This is a genomic window from Dryocola clanedunensis subsp. sulfonylureivorans, assembly GCF_016756775.1.
GTDB lineage: Bacteria > Pseudomonadota > Gammaproteobacteria > Enterobacterales > Enterobacteriaceae > Dryocola > Dryocola clanedunensis.
In genome coordinates this window covers 132,270-148,894 of sequence record NZ_JAERMU010000007.1, presented here as the reverse complement: position 1 = coordinate 148,894, position 16,625 = coordinate 132,270, and the positions used below count along the sequence as shown (strand labels likewise).

Below are 16,625 nucleotides of genomic sequence, written 5' to 3'. Positions count from 1 at the left end.
TTTAACGCACCATGCAAGGGCGTTTGTTATCAAACTTCCATTCAGGGATAAGATACTGCATCGCCATCGCATCATCACGCGCGCCAAGCCCATGTTTCTGATACAGCTCGTGGGCTTTCATCACCTGGTCCATATCCAGCTCGACGCCGAGGCCCGGTTTCGTCGGCACCTGCACCATACCGCCCTTGATCTCAAACGGCTGTTTAGTCAGGCGCTGGTTGCCTTCCTGCCAAATCCAGTGCGTGTCGATCGCGGTGATTTTGCCCGGCGCGGCGGCTGCCACGTGGGTGAACATTGCCAGAGAGATATCGAAATGGTTGTTGGAGTGGGAACCCCAGGTGAGGCCAAAGTCATGACACATCTGCGCCACACGCACTGAGCCTTGCATCGTCCAGAAGTGCGGATCGGCAAGCGGGATGTCAACGGATTGCAGGGAGAGCGTATGTCCCATTTGACGCCAGTCGGTGGCGATCATATTCGTAGCCGTTGGCAGACCGGTTGCGCGACGGAACTCGGCCATCACTTCACGACCGGAATAACCCTGTTCTGCACCGCACGGATCTTCCGCATAGGCCAGCACGCCACGCAGCTGTTTACCCAGGCTGATGGCTTCGTTGAGCGACCAGGCACCGTTTGGATCCAGCGTCACGCGAGCCTGTGGGAAACGTTTTGCCAGCGCGGTAACAGCCTCGGCTTCCTCGCTTCCGGCCAGTACGCCGCCCTTCAGTTTGAAATCGTTGAAACCATATTTCTCATACGCCGCTTCTGCCAGGCGCACGACGGTATCCGGGGTCATGGCCTCTTCGTGGCGAATGCGATACCAGTCGCACTTCTCGTCCGGCTGGCTCTGATACGCCAGAGGCGTGGCTTTGCGGTTGCCGACAAAGAACAGATAGCCCAGCATTTCCACTTCGCTGCGCTGCTGACCGTCGCCTAACAGGCTGGCCACGTTCACGCCCAGGTGTTGGCCTAACAGGTCTAGCATCGCTGCTTCGATGCCGGTAACCACATGAATGGTGGTACGCAGGTCAAATGTCTGTAAGCCACGGCCACCGGCGTCACGGTCGGCAAACTGCTGGCGTACAGTATTAAGAATGTTTTTATATTCGCCGAGCGTTTTACCGATAACCAGCGCAGCGGCATCTTCCAGCGTCTTGCGAATTTTTTCGCCACCCGGAATTTCACCCACGCCGGTATGCCCGGAATTGTCTTTGATAATAACGATGTTACGGGTGAAGAACGGCGCGTGCGCACCGCTAAGGTTCATCAGCATGCTGTCGTGACCGGCAACGGGAATGACCTGCATTGTGGTGACGACGGGAGTAGAAGTTGAAGTACTCATCTTTAATTCCTTTTTGATCAAAAATGTCTTATTCACGGCCAAAAGCGGGACGTTTGCGGTCGAACTGCCAGCCGGGCACTAAGTACTGCATGGCGGTAGCGTCGTTACGCGACCCGCCGGGCAGTGACTTATAAATTTCATGTGCTTTCTGCACCTGATCCCAGTCCAGCTCAACGCCAAGGCCCGGCGAATCCGGCACGGCGATTTTACCGTTGACGATTTGCAGCGGAGACTTCGTCAGGCGCTGGTCGCCTTCCTGCCAGATCCAGTGGGTATCAATGGCGGTCGGCTTGCCCGGTGCCGCAGCACCTACGTGGGTGAACATCGCCAGCGAAATATCAAAGTGATTGTTCGAGTGGCAGCCCCACGTCAGGCCCCAGTCGTCACACAGCTGCGCCACGCGAACCGCGCCGCTTAATGTCCAGAAGTGCGGGTCGGCAAGCGGAATATCCACCGCATTCACCATGACGGCATGGTTCATTTCACGCCAGTTGGTGGCAATCATATTTGTTGCTACCGGCAATCCAGTGGCACGGCGGAACTCGGACATGATCTCGCGCCCGGAATAGCCCTGCTCAGCGCCACACGGATCTTCTGCATACGTCAGGACATCCCCCATCCCTTTGCAAAGATCGATAGCTTCATCCAGCAGCCACGCACCGTTCGGATCGACGGTAATACGCGCATCCGGGAAGCGTTTTTTCAGCTCTCGGGCGGCATCCAGCTCCTGCTCGCCCGGCAAAACCCCACCTTTCAGCTTAAAGTCTTTGAAACCGTAGCGGTCCTGCGCCGCTTCCGCCAGCCGGACGATAGACTGGCTATTCAGCGCCTCCTGATGACGTAGCTCGTACCAGCCGTGGCGGGCATTGCTCCCGTCCAGATACGGCAGATCCGTTTTTTTGCGATCGCCAATATAGAACAGATAGCCCAGAACCGTGACTTCATCGCGCTGCTTGCCCGGCCCCAGAAGTTCGCAGACCGGCACGTTAAGCGCCTTACCGAGCAAATCCAGCAGCGCCGCTTCGAGTGCTGTTACCGCATTGACGCGCAGCTCAAACGTCCACGCGCCTTTACCGAAAGTATCAAAATCGGCCGACTGATTCCCCTTGTGAACGTTCTGCACTACGCGGTTCATACGGGCGACTTCCTGCCCAACGACCTGCGGAACGGCATCCACCAGCGTCTGGTAAATCGTCTCGCCGCCGGGCGCTTCGCCAACGCCGGTGTTCCCGGCATTGTCCGTCAGCACCACAATATTTCGCGTAAAGAAGGCACCGTGTGCGCCGCCGATATTCAACAGCATGCTGTCATGGCCAGCCACCGGAATGACCTTCATATCGGTAACAATCGGGCTTGCCTGAGTATTCATGATGCGCGTCCTGTCAGTACGGGTTTGAGTTCAATACGTTTGATGTCGCCGACGATGATCAGGTAGCTCAGCACCGCGACCACCGCGTGGACGCCAACGTAAATCAGCGCGCCGTTAAACGAGCCGGAAACCCCGACGATGTAGCCGATAGCGATTGGCGTCACGATGCCGGAGACGTTACCGAACATATTGAACAGGCCACCGCTCAGGCCGCTTATCTCTTTTGGTGCCGTATCGGCCATGACTGCCCAGCCCAGCGCGCCAATCCCTTTGCCGAAAAAGGCCATCGCCATAAAGCCTACAACCATCCACTCAGCCTGCACATAGTTACAGAACACCATGCTGACCGAGAGCAGCATCCCCAGCACAATTGGAGTTTTACGGGCAATATTTAGCGAACCGGTGCGGCGCATCAGCCAGTCAGAGATAATCCCCCCCAGCACGCCCCCAATAAATCCGCATACCGCAGGCACCGAGGCAACGAAGCCAGCCTTGAGGATGGACATTCCTTTTTCCTGCACCAGATAAACCGGGAACCAGGTAATAAAGAAGTAGGTTAACGCGTTGATACAGTACTGCCCGATATAAATGCCGATCATCATGCGCGAACCGATCAGCTGTTTGATCTGCCCCCATTTCTGAGAGAACGGAACGTGCTCTTTGGTTTGCTTCTGATCCATATTGATCAGCGCACCACCCTCTTCAATGTACTCCAGCTCTTTCTTATTCACGCCGGGGTGATTGTTCGGTTCGTGGATAACTTTCAGCCAGACGAAGCTGATGATGATGCCCAGCCCGCCCATGAAGAAGAAGACGTGCGACCAGCCCACTTCATGCGTTAACCAGCCCATGATCGGCGCGAAGATCACCGTCGCAAAATACTGGGCTGAGTTGAAAATAGAAACTGCGGTGCCGCGCTCCTGCGCCGGGAACCAGGCCGCCACTATTCGGCTGTTGCCGGGGAAGGAAGGGGCTTCAGCCAGACCTACCAGGAAGCGCAGGGTAAACAGCGCAACGATGATGCCAAAGCCGTTGAAGACATCGACGAAGCCCTGCAGCAGGGTGAACATCGACCAGATAAAGATTGACCAGAAGTAGACACGTTTGGAGCCGAAGCGATCCAGCAGCCAGCCTCCGGGAATCTGGCCGATGACGTATGCCCATGAGAACGCAGAAAATACGTAACCCATGCCAATCGGATCCAATCCGATATCTTTTGCCATTTCCGAACCGGCAATCGACAGCGTGGCGCGGTCGCCGTAGTTAAATGAGGTGACGATAAACAGCATCACCACTATCCAGTAGCGGGCGTTAGTCCTTTTTTCGACCACGCTCGCCGTTTGGCTAATTGTGTTCATGTTGCACTCCTGAATGATAGCTTTCGGCTACATTTCATTCTGAGAAGCTTTTGTAGGGTAATCAGAATGATGCGTCGGTTTATCCGCAGTTTTTATCTTCGCCACACGCAGGGTGAAGCGGGTATCTGCGGTTTATTCTTTGACCGACTAGAAGTATATGAAGGGAGCCTGTGCGCCTCATCGTGCAATGACACAAGTTTGCCGGGTGGGGTTTGAGCACTTTATGGCGTCTGTCCAGGGTGCTGGGGGATGGTTCACGAAAATGGAATTGGGGGAAGTTTTGTTGGGCGGATAAGCGCATGCGCCATCCGCCGGAGAATTACTTAAGCAAAGTTGCCCACTGCTCAACCCAGGGGTTAGCCACAGTTTCAGGTTCAGGGTGGTCATTAGCATCAATGAGCAACACTTCGCCAACGCGGGTCGCCCCCTGCTCCTGCAACAGCGCATCAAATTGCTTGCCGCCACCGCAGAAATGGTCGTAATTGCTGTCGCCCAACGCCATCAGTCCATAGCGCAGCTCAGGCTGATAGCCTACGTCATCTTTCAGCGCCTGGAACAGCGGCACAATGCTGTCGGGTAAATCACCCTGGCCAGTCGTTGATGTGACGATGAGAACATAGTGATCTTTATAACGCTGCCAGTCAGCAAGCTCCGGATCTTCAAATACCTTTGCCTGATGGCCTTTGCCTTTGAGAATTGTTTCTGCTTCTTCTGCCACCAGCAGCGCATTGCCGTACACGGTGCCAACAAAAATGCCCACTTCAGCCATCGGTAAACTCCCTGAATTATGGTTCAAAGATTTCATCCTGACGGTTGGCAGAATTAAACTCAACCTTTTCAATGTCACCGAGCATTCCTTGCCAGCCAAACTGTGACATCATGCTCATCCAGGTATCATCGAGCTTTGCACGCAAAATCAGCGGCTCACCGGTAACCGGATGAATCAGCTCAAGCTGACTCGCATGCAGCATCAGCCGCTGGCAGCCGAAATGTTCAGCCGCACCGCGATTCTGACGCAAATCACCGTGTTTGGAATCGCCGATAATCGGGTGGCGAAGGTGGGTAAGATGGCGGCGGAGCTGGTGTTTACGCCCGGTTTTAGGTTCCAGCTCAACGAGGCTATAGCGTGCCGTGGGATAACGGCTCACGGCTACAGGCATCTCAACTTTCGCGATGCCGCGATAATGCGTCACCGCAGGCTGCGGACCCTTATCCTGCGACGCGTGCTTGTCGGCGATTTTATCCATCTCCTCAACAAGCGGGTAATCCAGCACGGCGTCGTCTTCCAGCAAGCCGCGCACCACCGCATGGTAGCGCTTTTGGATCTGGTGGTTCTCAAACTGCTGGGACAGCAGACGACCCACGTCGCTTGACAGCCCCATCAGCAGCACGCCAGAAGTTGGTCTGTCCAGGCGATGAACGGTGAACACGTGCTTACCAATCTGGTCACGCACGGTCTGCATCACGAACACCGTTTCATGCCTGTCCAGCCAGCTACGATGTACCAGCCAGCCTGACGGTTTATTTACCGCGACCAGCCACTCATCCTGATAAATAATTTCCAGCATCAGTCGGCGCTGCCCGCGAACAGGACATCCAGCTCCTGCAGCGCTGCCAGCAACGGTTCGCGGCCAATATGCGCCGCATCCAGCGCCATTTCATAATAAGGTGCAACGGCAAAAGAAGAAGGCAATGGCTGTGCGCTATCAATCAATGCGTGCATGCGGGGGATCAGAATCCACTGGAGCCACTCATGCGGCTCCAGCGTATCCATACAAAAAGGTTGATCGCTTTCAAAGGCTGTCGCAGCAGGTGCAACACCCTGCCAAAGATGGTGGTCACGAAGGACCTGCTCGATGGCGAGCAAATGCTGGCGTACCAGCGCATGGCGTTCCATGAAAACCTCATACGTCAGGCAAATTAGGCGGGCAAGCATACCACTATTTGCCTTTATGGAAAAAAGGCATAAAAAAAGGGAGCACTGTTTTTACACAGTGCTCCCGGTTCGTTCCGCAGCTAATCCCGCTACTTTTGATGCTCCCTGCTCATCCGTGACAACTTTGTCCAGTGGTCTCCTGACCTACAATCCATCGTACGCGCATCCTGCAACCAACTTCCTGCTGGTGTCCTGCATCATCCTGACGCTGATATCCTTTGGTCTTCCAGACCCGCCGACCATCCTGATTCGGCTCTCATTCTCCATCCTGGAGGTGTCCTTTACTCTTCCTGAGTGTTCCTTGCTTCTTCCTGAAGCCTTCCTTGTCACACCGTCCTGGTGTCATCCGCTTCTTCGCAAAGTGACGTCATCCTGATATCTCCTTTGCTACCCGACTCCCTGTCGATGAACATAGGATCTAATATTTGGCTTCGTCTGACAAGGGACCTTGAGAGATAGTTCCAGAAAACCTTCATTCGAAGGTTGTTGTAAGACACGCTAACTATCTGATTTTTAATAACATGAAGAATAAAGGCGCAGCCATTACCCTTCTTAAAGTTAGCGATCTCTCACAGCATTTGTAAGATATGTCTCACAGACAATACTCACCAGGAGGGGACTAAATAACCTCAGGCGCAAGATTATTAAGGAAAAGCACCAGTGAAGGAGCAAGCGTAGTCCGGCTTTTGGTACCGATTTTCTCCAGCACAACCTCGCCGCTCAGATTGCATAGCGATATCACTTCCATCTCATCCTTAGTGGTAGCCAGGAAAAGTGTTGGCGCAAGTTTAAGGCGCTTTTGGGTAACAAGGTGGCCAATAAGGTTTTCCTGAACGCGCTGAAAATCATCCTCGCTCCAGGTTTGGAGTAACGTTAAACCGACGGTGCCGGCGTGCGCGGTCATATCGCCAGCAAATTGCGTGGTATAGAACTGATGGGCTGCGGGCTGGAGAGAAATATCCATTGCGCGCTCTACCGCACTCAAATCTGCCTCAAGGGTAAAAGGCTGTGGCTGCCAGCGCACATCGCTACCGGTTGTGGTAACAATGCAGGGTGAAGGTACCCCGTACAACTCTTCGCTTGCGGGCCAGCCGCCGGTTTGCTCACGCCATGCCGTGCAAAAACGTTCAGTGAAAGCTTCCAGCGCAAGACGCACGTCGTTATCCATCAATTTCTCACTCACCTAAGGCTGCGGTACAATAAAAGCCAATTGTACCTGCATTCTATCGGTGACACATGTCTTATGAAAAACACCAGGCGCTGAGCGGCCTGACGCTGGGCAAACCTACGGCTTACCAGGATAGCTACGAACCTGCTTTGCTACAGGCGGTGCCGCGCAGTCTTAATCGCGATCCTCTGGGTCTGCATGCGGATGCCCTGCCCTTTAGCGGTGGCGATATCTGGACGCTATACGAACTCTCCTGGCTGAATGATAACGGCCTGCCACAGGTCGCCGTCGGGCATGTTCAGCTTGATGCTGATAGCGTGAACCTGGTGGAATCGAAAAGTTTTAAGCTCTATCTGAACAGTTTTAACCAGACGCGTTTTAGCAACTGGGAAACGGTACAGGAAACATTGAAGCGCGATTTAAGCGCTTGTGCCCAGGGAGAGGTCAGCGTGGTGCTGTTCCGCCTGCATGAGCTGGAAGGCCAGGAAATCGCGGTCTTCGCGGGCGAGTGCATTGATGGACAGGACATCGTCATTGATAGCTACGAATTCAATGCAGACTATCTGGCGAATGCCGGCGGAGACGAAGTTGTCGATGAGACGCTTGTCAGCCACCTGCTGAAATCCAACTGCCTCATTACCCACCAGCCAGACTGGGGTTCCGTACAAATTCGTTACCGTGGCCCGCGTATCGATCGTGAAAAACTGCTGCGTTATCTGGTCTCATTCCGCCATCACAACGAGTTTCATGAACAGTGCGTCGAACGCATCTTTAATGATATTCAGAAATTCTGCCAGCCGGAGTCTCTGAGCGTCTACGCTCGCTACACCCGCCGTGGCGGGCTGGATATCAACCCGTGGCGCACTAACACCGATTTCCACCCGGCGTTTGGGCGTCTGGTTCGTCAATAAATGCGAAATGCTTCGCAGGGCGCGCAGGGAATAATGTTTTCGGGTTGTTAAATTCGTGACGCCAGGGCTATTGTAATCACTGGGAGCAGCACACTCGTCCCGTAAGGAGTTCACTTGATTACACATATTAGCCCGCTAGGCTCAATGGATATGTTGTCGCAGCTGGAAGTCGATATGCTTAAACGCACGGCCAGCAGCGACATTTACCAACTGTTTCGTAACTGTTCACTTGCCGTACTTAACTCAGGAAGCCAGACCGACAGCAGCAAAGAGCTTCTTTCGCGCTACGAAAGTTTTGATATCAATGTGTTGCGTCGAGAACGCGGTGTCAAACTGGAGCTGATTAATCCGCCAGAAGAGGCCTTTGTTGATGGCCGAATCATTCGCGCCCTGCAAGCTAACCTGTTCGCCGTCCTGCGCGATATTCTGTTTGTAAATGGTCAGCTCTCAAGCGCAGGTCGTTTTCAGAATCTCGACCTTGATGAACCAGCAAACATCACCAATATGGTGTTTTCTATTCTGCGCAATGCCCGTGCGCTGCACGTCGGTGAAGCGCCAAACCTCGTCGTCTGCTGGGGTGGTCACTCCATCAACGAAAATGAATATCTGTACGCACGCCGTGTCGGTACACAGCTGGGTCTGCGTGAACTGAATATTTGTACCGGCTGTGGGCCTGGAGCCATGGAAGCGCCAATGAAGGGCGCAGCCGTAGGCCAGGCGCAGCAGCGTTTCAGAGAGGGCCGCTTTATTGGCCTGACCGAACCTTCCATTATTGCCGCCGAACCGCCTAACCCGCTGGTCAATGAACTGATCATCATGCCGGACATTGAAAAACGTCTCGAAGCGTTTGTTCGTATTGCGCACGGCATTATTATCTTCCCGGGCGGCGTGGGGACAGCGGAAGAGCTGCTCTATCTGCTGGGTATTCTGATGAATCCGCACAACCACGATCAGGTTCTGCCGCTGATTCTGACTGGCCCAAAAGAGAGCGCGGACTACTTCCGGGTGCTGGACGAATTTATCGTCAACACCGTGGGCGAACAGGCCCGCCGTCATTACAAAATCATCATTGATGATGCCCCAGAAGTGGCGCGCCTGATGAAAAAAGCCATGCCGCAGGTGAAAGAGTATCGTCGTGAAACGGGCGATGCCTACAGCTTCAACTGGTCGATTCGTATTTCGCCGGACCTGCAAATGCCGTTTGAACCCACCCATGAAAATATGGCGAACCTTAAACTGTACCCGGACCAGCCGGCAGAAGAGCTGGCTGCGTCATTGCGCAGAGCATTCTCGGGGATCGTTGCGGGTAACGTTAAAGAAGGTGGCATCCACGCCATTGAAAAATACGGCCCGTACAAAATCCACGGCGATGCACAGATGATGAAACGCATGGACGATCTGCTACAAGGTTTTGTCGCCCAGCACCGTATGAAGCTGCCGGGGAGTGCCTATATCCCCTGTTACGAAATCTGTACCTGATAACCCCAGGGGCGACAGCATTGTCGCCCTTCTCATCCTGCATTTTATTTATTGAGCCAAACGATTGCGCCGCCCTTCTCGCCGCTGAATGTCACGCCTTTCGAACAACACCCTCCATAAAACACTGCAAAATAAATTTTTTACAGATTAATTTCATGTATCCACTGGCGTTTAATTTATCGCATCTTTGGCTAATGGTAGTCTTTGCACGCTTAAATTTCGCCCGTCAGATCTAAGGCAGTACAAAATACCACCAATAACCATATTAACAGTGGATTCATGCAATTGGGATCGCGATCACTGATAGATTAATGACATCGCTGTATCTTTCCGCCCGCCAATAGTTACGGGTCAAAATTACTATAAAAACGCCCTGGCACAGAATTTAGTTTCATCAGTCATGCGAAAAACGTCGTCATTGACTGAAATTTTGCACAATAAGTTCCTTCTGGAGAAGTTGATGGATACCACACAAACCGGCAGTATTGCTTCTGTCGAGACCAAAAGTTCCTGGCGTAAATCGGATACCATGTGGATGCTCGGCCTGTACGGCACCGCCATTGGTGCAGGCGTACTGTTCTTGCCAATTAACGCCGGCGTTGGCGGTCTGATCCCGCTGCTGATCATGGCAGTCCTTGCCTTCCCGATGACCTACTTCGCACACCGCGGCCTGACCCGCTTCGTGCTGTCTGGTAAAAATCCGGGTGAAGACATCACCGAAGTTGTTGAAGAGCACTTCGGCATTGGCGCAGGTAAAATCATTACCCTGCTCTACTTCTTTGCTATCTACCCAATCCTGCTGGTTTACAGCGTGGCTATCACCAACACCGTCGACAGCTTCATTACTCATCAGTTGGGTATGGTGTCACCGCCGCGTGTGGTTCTGTCATTGATTCTGATTGTCGGCATGATGACCATCGTTCGTTTCGGCGAGCAGATGATCGTGAAAGCGATGAGCATCCTGGTGTTCCCGTTCGTTATCGCGCTGATGCTGCTGGCTCTGTACCTGATTCCAAACTGGACCGGCGCAGTATTCGACACGCTCTCCTTAAGCAGCACACCGGCAACCGGCAGCGGCCTGTGGATGACCCTGTGGCTGGCAATCCCGGTCATGGTCTTCTCCTTCAACCACTCACCGATCATCTCTTCCTTCGCGGTAGCCAAGCGTGAAGAGTACGGCGATGGCGCTGAGAAAAAATGCTCCCGCATTCTGGCTTTCGCACACATCATGATGGTGCTGACTGTCATGTTCTTCGTGTTCAGCTGCGTGCTGAGCCTCTCCCCGGCTAACCTGGCAGAAGCGAAAGCGCAGAACATCTCCATCCTGTCTTACCTGGCTAACCACTTTAACGCACCGGTTATCGCCTGGATGGCACCAATCATTGCAATGGTCGCGATCACCAAATCCTTCCTCGGCCACTACTTAGGTGCCCGTGAAGGTTTCAACGGTTTAGTCATCAAAACGCTGCGTGGTAAAGGTAAGAGCATTGAAATCAACAAGCTAAACCGCATCACGGCGATCTTCATGCTGATCACCACCTGGATTGTGGCGACGCTGAACCCAAGCATCCTGGGGATGATTGAAACCCTGGGCGGCCCGATTATCGCGATGATTCTGTTCCTGATGCCGATGTACGCAATTCAGAAAGTCCCGGCCATGCGCAAATACAGCGGCCACATCAGCAACGTGTTTGTTGTGATAATGGGCCTGATTGCTATCTCTGCAATCTTCTACTCCCTGTTCGGCTAATAGTTCTACACCGCCTGCTCTCTGCGGGCGGTTCAGACTGATGACGAACCTGATACGACTAAAAGTCGGACATGTATCAGCAAAAAATAACCAGGAAAATCAATTCATTGATTTTCGGCTGCTAACCACAAAGACGGAAAAACCACGTTTTTTCCTTCTTTGTCAGCAATATAGACCGCCTGCTCTCTGCGGGCGGTTCTTCCCCCTCTTCAAGTCACTCACGCAATGGACGCATCATGATTAGCGTATTCGACATTTTTAAAATCGGCATCGGGCCTTCCAGTTCGCATACCGTCGGCCCGATGAAAGCCGGCAAACAGTTCGCTGATGACTTAATCGCGCAAGGGATTTTGCACGATGTCACCCGCGTAATTGTTGATGTTTATGGTTCCCTGTCGCTGACCGGCAAGGGCCACCACACCGATATCGCCATTATTCTGGGGCTGGCGGGTAATCTGCCGGACACGGTAGATATCGATTCCATCCCGCATTTTATCCAGGATGTGAATACCCACAGCCGCCTGCTGCTGGCCAACGGCGCGCACGAAGTTGAATTCCCGGTTGATAGCTGCATGAATTTCCACGCCGACAACCTGTCGCTGCACGAGAACGGCATGCGTATCACGGCAGTCGCTGGCGATACGGTTCTGTACAGCCAGACTTACTACTCCATCGGCGGCGGCTTTATCGTAGATGAAGCGCATTTTGGCGTGGAAGATACGCAAAAGGTGTCGGTTCCCTACCCGTATAAAAACGCAGTCGACCTGCGCAGACATTGCGACGAGACGGGGCTTTCCCTGTCCGGGCTGATGATGCAAAACGAACGTGCGATGCACACGCAGGCGGAAATAGACGCGCACTTTGCCAACGTCTGGAGCGTGATGCGCAGCGGAATTGAACGCGGCATAACAACCGAAGGTGTTTTGCCCGGCAAAATGCGCGTGCCGCGTCGTGCGGCAGCCCTGCGCAGGATGCTGGTGAGCAACGATAAGAACAATTCCGATCCCATGGCCGTTGTTGACTGGATCAACATGTTCGCGCTGGCAGTAAACGAAGAGAATGCTGCGGGTGGACGTGTGGTCACAGCCCCAACCAACGGCGCATGCGGTATTGTTCCTGCGGTACTGGCCTACTACGACAAGTTTATCCGTGAAGTGAATGCCAACTCCTGCGCGCGCTACTTCCTGGCCGCGGGCGCGATTGGCTCACTGTATAAGATGAATGCCTCAATTTCCGGCGCGGAAGTAGGCTGTCAGGGTGAAGTTGGCGTGGCCTGCTCAATGGCGGCGGCTGGACTGGCAGAGTTGCTGGGCGGCAGCCCGGCGCAAGTTTGTATTGCAGCGGAAATCGGTATGGAGCATAACCTTGGGCTGACCTGCGATCCGGTTGCGGGACAGGTTCAGGTTCCCTGCATTGAACGCAACGCGATTGCCGCAGTAAAAGCTGTCAACGCAGCCCGCATGGCAATGCGTCGCACCAGCGAACCTCGTGTAAGCCTCGATAAAGTCATTGAAACCATGTACGAAACGGGCAAAGACATGAACGCCAAATACCGCGAGACTTCCCGCGGCGGGCTGGCGATGAAAGTTTCCTGCGATTAATAAGGCCCTCTCCCCAAAGGGATGAGGGAACTGGATAGAGTTACCTCTCCCTTTCTGGGAGAGGGAGTGAGTATAAACTAGCGCAAATCACCTACTTTCACGTGGTCCATATCATCAAATACCTGGTTCTCGCCCACCATTCCCCAGATAAAAGTATACGCACGGGTACCTACGCCAGAGTGAATCGACCAGCTCGGTGAAATCACCGCCTGCTCGTTCTGCACCACGATGTGGCGCGTCTCCTGCGGCTGGCCCATCATATGGAATACGCAGCTGTTCTCTTCCAGACCGAAGTAGAAATAGACTTCCATACGGCGCTCATGGGTGTGGCACGGCATAGTATTCCACAAATTTCCCGGAGCCAGCTCGGTCAGCCCCATGCTCAGCTGGCAGGTTTCCAGCACATCCGGCACAAAGTATTTGTTAATAGTACGGCGGTTGCTGGTAACGTCTTCACCCAGCGAAACTGGCGATACGTCAGCAGGCGTCACGCGCTTAGTCGGGTAAGTCGTATGGGCTGGCGCGCAGTTATAGTAGAAGCGCGCAGGTTTAGCAGCATCCACGCTTTCAAACACCACCTCTTTCGCGCCTTTCCCTACGTATAAAGCATCGCGATGACCTATTTCATAGCAGGTGCCATCAACGGTAATCGTCCCCGGCCCGCCGATGTTAATCACGCCCAGTTCGCGGCGCTCCAGGAAATAGCTCACGCCCAGCTGTTTACCTACTTCCCCCCCGACGCTCACGGTACGCGTCACTGGCATCACGCCGCCCACAATAATACGGTCGATATGGCTGTAGGTCATGGTGTACTGGTCGGCGGTAAAAATAGTATCGACCAGGAACTCTTTGCGCAGGCCCGCCGTATCGAGTGTTTTTGCATGATCGCTGTGAATGCTTTGACGAATATCCATGACTTCTCCTCATTAATTCTGCATGAACCACTCAGGTTAATTACATAAAATTTACATTTAGCTGACTTATTAATTAGTTTAACAGCGCCCCTGACGAAATAATGTGATCCAAATTGAAATATCGTTTCATTTTCATTGAATCATAATTCCAGCCAATAGATAGTAGCCAGCATAACGTTTCTGTCGGAGTACGGTTACCCAGCTTAAGTATACGCAGCAGCACTGCAGGTAAGTTCGAGAAGGACACCGCCCTGACTGGGCCAGACAACTAGCTAACTCAATAAAAAGAAACCTTTTTATTGCGGACCTCTGCATCCTTTTTCAGGCAACGCCGGGGGAACAAAAGAATGGAGAACAATTCATATGAAGATTAAAGCGACGATTGAACGCATCCCTGGCGGGATGATGCTGATCCCACTGCTGCTGGGCGCGGTATTAAATACCTTCGCTCCGGAGACCGGTGCTTACTTTGGTTCATTCACTAAAGGAATGATTAGCGGGACGGTGCCAATCCTTGCCGTCTGGTTCTTCTGCATCGGGGCTTCTATCGATCTGCGTGCTACCGGCACGGTGCTGCGCAAGTCCGGAACGCTGGTAATCACTAAGATTGCCGTTGCGTGGGTGGTGGCGATGATTGCCGCCTCCTTTATTCCAGATGAAGGCATCCAGACAGGGATGTTCGCAGGCCTCTCCGTACTGGCGCTGGTTTCCGCGATGGATATGACGAACGGCGGCCTGTACGCCAGCCTGATGAACCAGTATGGTACCAAAGAAGAGTCTGGCGCGTTTGTACTGATGTCGCTGGAGTCCGGCCCGCTGATGACCATGGTTATCCTCGGTTCTGCTGGCCTGGCCTCTTTCGAGCCGCATCACTTCATCGGCGCCGTACTGCCCTTCCTGGTTGGGTTTACGCTCGGCAACCTGGATCACGATTTCCGCGCTTTCTTCAGTAAAGCAACACCGACGCTGATCCCGTTCTTTGGCTTTGCGTTGGGTAATACCATCAATCTGAACGTGATTCTGGATACCGGTCTGCTGGGTATTATGTTGGGGGTTGCGGTGATTGTGATTACAGGTATCCCACTGATTCTGGCTGATAAATTTATCGGGGGCGGTAACGGTACGGCAGGGATTGCAGCCTCTTCTGCTGCTGGCGCCGCGGTGGCAAACCCGGTCATCATTGCGCAGATTAACCCGGCATTTGAGCCAGTCGCCGCATCGGCTACTGCCCTGGTGGCAGCAAGCGTCATCGTGACGGCGATTCTGGTACCTATCATTACCGCAGTCTACTCACGACGAATGGGCGGCAAGGTGAAAGAAAAAGCCTTAGTCCAGGAAGCACAGCATCACTAAACAAAAGGAGCCGAAAGGCTCCTTTTTAGTTGCGCTGGGGAGAAGGCTGTGTCGGATGACGCAAGCTTATCCGACCTACAAAAAGGTAGGTAGTTTGTAGGGGGGATAAGCGGCAGCGCCATCCACCATTGACGGTTACCGTGCCGGATGACGCTAACGCTTATCCGGCCTACGAAAAAGTTGTCAGTTTGTGGGATCAGAGCGCCGATTTAAGGCGCTGCACCGCTTCAAAAAGCTGCTCGTCCGACGCCGTCGCATAAGAGAAACGCAGCGTTTTCTTATCGGCATTATCGCTAAAGAAGAATTCTCCCGGCACGTAAACCACACCTTTTGCCAGCGTCCGCTCCAGCCACTTCGTGGTGTCAAAGTCGTAGCGGAACTTCGCCCACAGGAACATCCCGCCCTGCGGCTGGTTGAAGCTGATATGGTCGCCAAGCTCGTCCTGCAGGTATTTCGACAGGCTCAGACACTTCTGCTTATAAGCATCACGGATCAGCGCGATCTGTGGGTTCAGACGGTTCAGCGACAGATACGCCGAAACCAGAGACTGGCTAAAGGAGTTGGCGTGCAGATCGGTAGCCTGCTTGATGATGGCCACTTTCTGCTTCATCCATTCCGGCATCAGGATCCAGCCCACACGAAGACCCGGAGCCAGGATTTTGGAGAAGGTCGAGGTATAGACCACGTTTTCATGATTACCCAGCTCAGCCGCAACCTGGAAGAGCGTTTTTTCGCGGTTGTCCGTGAAGCTGATTGCGCCGTACGGGTCATCTTCGATGATGACAAAATCATGCTCAATAGCCAGTTTCACCAGCTTTTCCCGGCGCTCCGCGCTAAGGGTTGTGCCACTTGGGTTGCCGAATGTCGGCACCAGATAAACACCTTTGATACGGGTTGTTTTGAGCAGGGCCTCCAGCTCATCCACGATCATTCCGTGTTCATCGCCGCCAACGGACTGAACGGTGGCTTCGGTAAGGCTGAGAATTTGCAGCGTGGCGAGGTAAGTTGGGCGTTCTACAACAAATACATCGCCGGGATTAGCCAGCGCGCGGATCAGTAAATCCAGCGCCTGCTGAGAGCCGGAGGTGATCAGCATCTGGTCGGGCGTCGTCGTCATACCCCGCTCCTGACACAGCCCCACTAATTGCTGACGCAGCTCAACGTTCCCTTCCGTTAACCCGTACTGGAATGCATCGTTAAAATTCTGATCAACCACGATTTTAGTGGCCTCGGCCAGGCCTTCTTTATCGAATAATTCGCTGGATGGAATGCCGCCGGCAAGGGAAATGACGCCGGGCATTTTGCTGTGTTTTAACAGTTCACGAATAGCGGAAGGCTGAAGGTTCTGGATACGGTCTGCGAGGTGGCTGCTCTTGCTCATATTGTTATCTCTGTTTTTTTATTCCGATAAAATATACATAGCAACCAAATTAATAAGCAATGT

The 16,625-nt window shown here is 53.4% G+C and carries 14 protein-coding genes; 5 read left to right on the top strand and 9 right to left on the bottom strand.

Annotated elements, in window-relative coordinates; all coding sequences use genetic code 11:
- Position 1: 1 nt before the first annotated feature.
- The 7 genes from gudD to syd form a co-directional block, all read right to left on the bottom strand.
- Positions 2-1,342, bottom strand: a complete 1,341-nt coding sequence (gene gudD / locus HYQ67_RS09085) for a glucarate dehydratase (protein WP_202303374.1) — start codon at positions 1,340-1,342, stop codon at positions 2-4.
- 28 nt (positions 1,343-1,370) lie between these two features.
- Positions 1,371-2,711, bottom strand: a complete 1,341-nt coding sequence (locus tag HYQ67_RS09080; RefSeq protein ID WP_202303373.1) for an enolase C-terminal domain-like protein — start codon at positions 2,709-2,711, stop codon at positions 1,371-1,373.
- Positions 2,708-4,069 carry an MFS transporter gene (locus HYQ67_RS09075; RefSeq protein ID WP_202303372.1) on the bottom strand — a complete coding sequence of 454 codons (1,362 nt, stop codon included), beginning with the start codon at positions 4,067-4,069 and terminating at the stop codon, positions 2,708-2,710. The genes HYQ67_RS09080 and HYQ67_RS09075 overlap by 4 nt, the downstream gene beginning before the upstream one ends.
- A 319-nt stretch (positions 4,070-4,388) precedes the next feature.
- Positions 4,389-4,838 (bottom strand): flavodoxin, encoded by a 450-nt coding sequence (locus tag HYQ67_RS09070; protein ID WP_202303371.1) that lies wholly within the window; start codon positions 4,836-4,838, stop codon positions 4,389-4,391.
- A gap of 16 nt (positions 4,839-4,854) precedes the next feature.
- Positions 4,855-5,637: a tRNA pseudouridine(65) synthase TruC gene (gene truC, locus HYQ67_RS09065; protein ID WP_202303370.1), complete on the bottom strand. Its 783-nt coding sequence runs from the start codon at positions 5,635-5,637 to the stop codon at positions 4,855-4,857.
- Positions 5,637-5,966 (bottom strand): YqcC family protein, encoded by a 330-nt coding sequence (locus tag HYQ67_RS09060; RefSeq protein WP_202303369.1) that lies wholly within the window; start codon positions 5,964-5,966, stop codon positions 5,637-5,639. Before HYQ67_RS09060 ends, truC begins: the two co-directional genes overlap by 1 nt.
- A gap of 658 nt (positions 5,967-6,624) precedes the next feature.
- On the bottom strand, positions 6,625-7,173 hold the full coding sequence (gene syd / locus HYQ67_RS09055) for a SecY-interacting protein (RefSeq protein WP_202303471.1): 549 nt from the start codon (positions 7,171-7,173) through the stop codon (positions 6,625-6,627).
- Between the two features lie 68 nt (positions 7,174-7,241).
- Here syd and queF point away from each other — a divergent pair, with 68 nt between their 5' ends.
- From queF to HYQ67_RS09035, 4 genes are all read left to right on the top strand, one after another.
- Positions 7,242-8,084 carry an NADPH-dependent 7-cyano-7-deazaguanine reductase QueF gene (queF, locus tag HYQ67_RS09050; RefSeq protein ID WP_202303368.1) on the top strand — a complete coding sequence of 281 codons (843 nt, stop codon included), beginning with the start codon at positions 7,242-7,244 and terminating at the stop codon, positions 8,082-8,084.
- A 114-nt stretch (positions 8,085-8,198) separates the two neighbouring features.
- The gene (gene ppnN / locus HYQ67_RS09045) at positions 8,199-9,563 is read left to right on the top strand and encodes a nucleotide 5'-monophosphate nucleosidase PpnN (RefSeq protein WP_202303367.1); all 1,365 of its coding nucleotides are present in this window, start codon (positions 8,199-8,201) and stop codon (positions 9,561-9,563) included.
- 460 nt (positions 9,564-10,023) lie between these two features.
- Positions 10,024-11,313, top strand: coding sequence for an HAAAP family serine/threonine permease (locus HYQ67_RS09040; RefSeq protein ID WP_202303366.1), 1,290 nt, complete (start codon positions 10,024-10,026; stop codon positions 11,311-11,313).
- 236 nt (positions 11,314-11,549) lie between these two features.
- Positions 11,550-12,914, top strand: a complete 1,365-nt coding sequence (locus HYQ67_RS09035) for an L-serine ammonia-lyase (protein WP_202303365.1) — start codon at positions 11,550-11,552, stop codon at positions 12,912-12,914.
- Between the two features lie 77 nt (positions 12,915-12,991).
- On the opposite strand, the gene kduI is transcribed toward HYQ67_RS09035, so the two are convergent.
- Positions 12,992-13,828, bottom strand: a complete 837-nt coding sequence (kduI, locus tag HYQ67_RS09030) for a 5-dehydro-4-deoxy-D-glucuronate isomerase (protein WP_202303364.1) — start codon at positions 13,826-13,828, stop codon at positions 12,992-12,994.
- Between the two features lie 363 nt (positions 13,829-14,191).
- Here kduI and kdgT point away from each other — a divergent pair, with 363 nt between their 5' ends.
- On the top strand, positions 14,192-15,181 hold the full coding sequence (kdgT, locus tag HYQ67_RS09025; protein WP_202303363.1) for a 2-keto-3-deoxygluconate transporter: 990 nt from the start codon (positions 14,192-14,194) through the stop codon (positions 15,179-15,181).
- A 196-nt stretch (positions 15,182-15,377) separates the two neighbouring features.
- Here kdgT and HYQ67_RS09020 read toward each other — a convergent pair whose 3' ends face one another.
- Positions 15,378-16,562: an aminotransferase-like domain-containing protein gene (locus HYQ67_RS09020; RefSeq protein ID WP_202303362.1), complete on the bottom strand. Its 1,185-nt coding sequence runs from the start codon at positions 16,560-16,562 to the stop codon at positions 15,378-15,380.
- Positions 16,563-16,625 lie beyond the last annotated feature (63 nt).

Bases quoted from the DNA above. Each gene is read 5' to 3' on its own strand.
- gudD (WP_202303374.1), bottom strand. From the start codon at position 1,342: ATGAGTACTTCAACTTCTACTCCCGTCGTCACCACAATGCAGGTCATT.
- HYQ67_RS09080 (WP_202303373.1), bottom strand. From the start codon at position 2,711: ATGAATACTCAGGCAAGCCCGATTGTTACCGATATGAAGGTCATTCCG.
- HYQ67_RS09075 (WP_202303372.1), bottom strand. From the start codon at position 4,069: ATGAACACAATTAGCCAAACGGCGAGCGTGGTCGAAAAAAGGACTAAC.
- HYQ67_RS09070 (WP_202303371.1), bottom strand. From the start codon at position 4,838: ATGGCTGAAGTGGGCATTTTTGTTGGCACCGTGTACGGCAATGCGCTG.
- truC (WP_202303370.1), bottom strand. From the start codon at position 5,637: ATGCTGGAAATTATTTATCAGGATGAGTGGCTGGTCGCGGTAAATAAA.
- HYQ67_RS09060 (WP_202303369.1), bottom strand. From the start codon at position 5,966: ATGGAACGCCATGCGCTGGTACGCCAGCATTTGCTCGCCATCGAGCAG.
- syd (WP_202303471.1), bottom strand. From the start codon at position 7,173: ATGGATAACGACGTGCGTCTTGCGCTGGAAGCTTTCACTGAACGTTTT.
- queF (WP_202303368.1), top strand. From the start codon at position 7,242: ATGTCTTATGAAAAACACCAGGCGCTGAGCGGCCTGACGCTGGGCAAA.
- HYQ67_RS09040 (WP_202303366.1), top strand. From the start codon at position 10,024: ATGGATACCACACAAACCGGCAGTATTGCTTCTGTCGAGACCAAAAGT.
- HYQ67_RS09035 (WP_202303365.1), top strand. From the start codon at position 11,550: ATGATTAGCGTATTCGACATTTTTAAAATCGGCATCGGGCCTTCCAGT.
- kduI (WP_202303364.1), bottom strand. From the start codon at position 13,828: ATGGATATTCGTCAAAGCATTCACAGCGATCATGCAAAAACACTCGAT.
- kdgT (WP_202303363.1), top strand. From the start codon at position 14,192: ATGAAGATTAAAGCGACGATTGAACGCATCCCTGGCGGGATGATGCTG.
- HYQ67_RS09020 (WP_202303362.1), bottom strand. From the start codon at position 16,562: ATGAGCAAGAGCAGCCACCTCGCAGACCGTATCCAGAACCTTCAGCCT.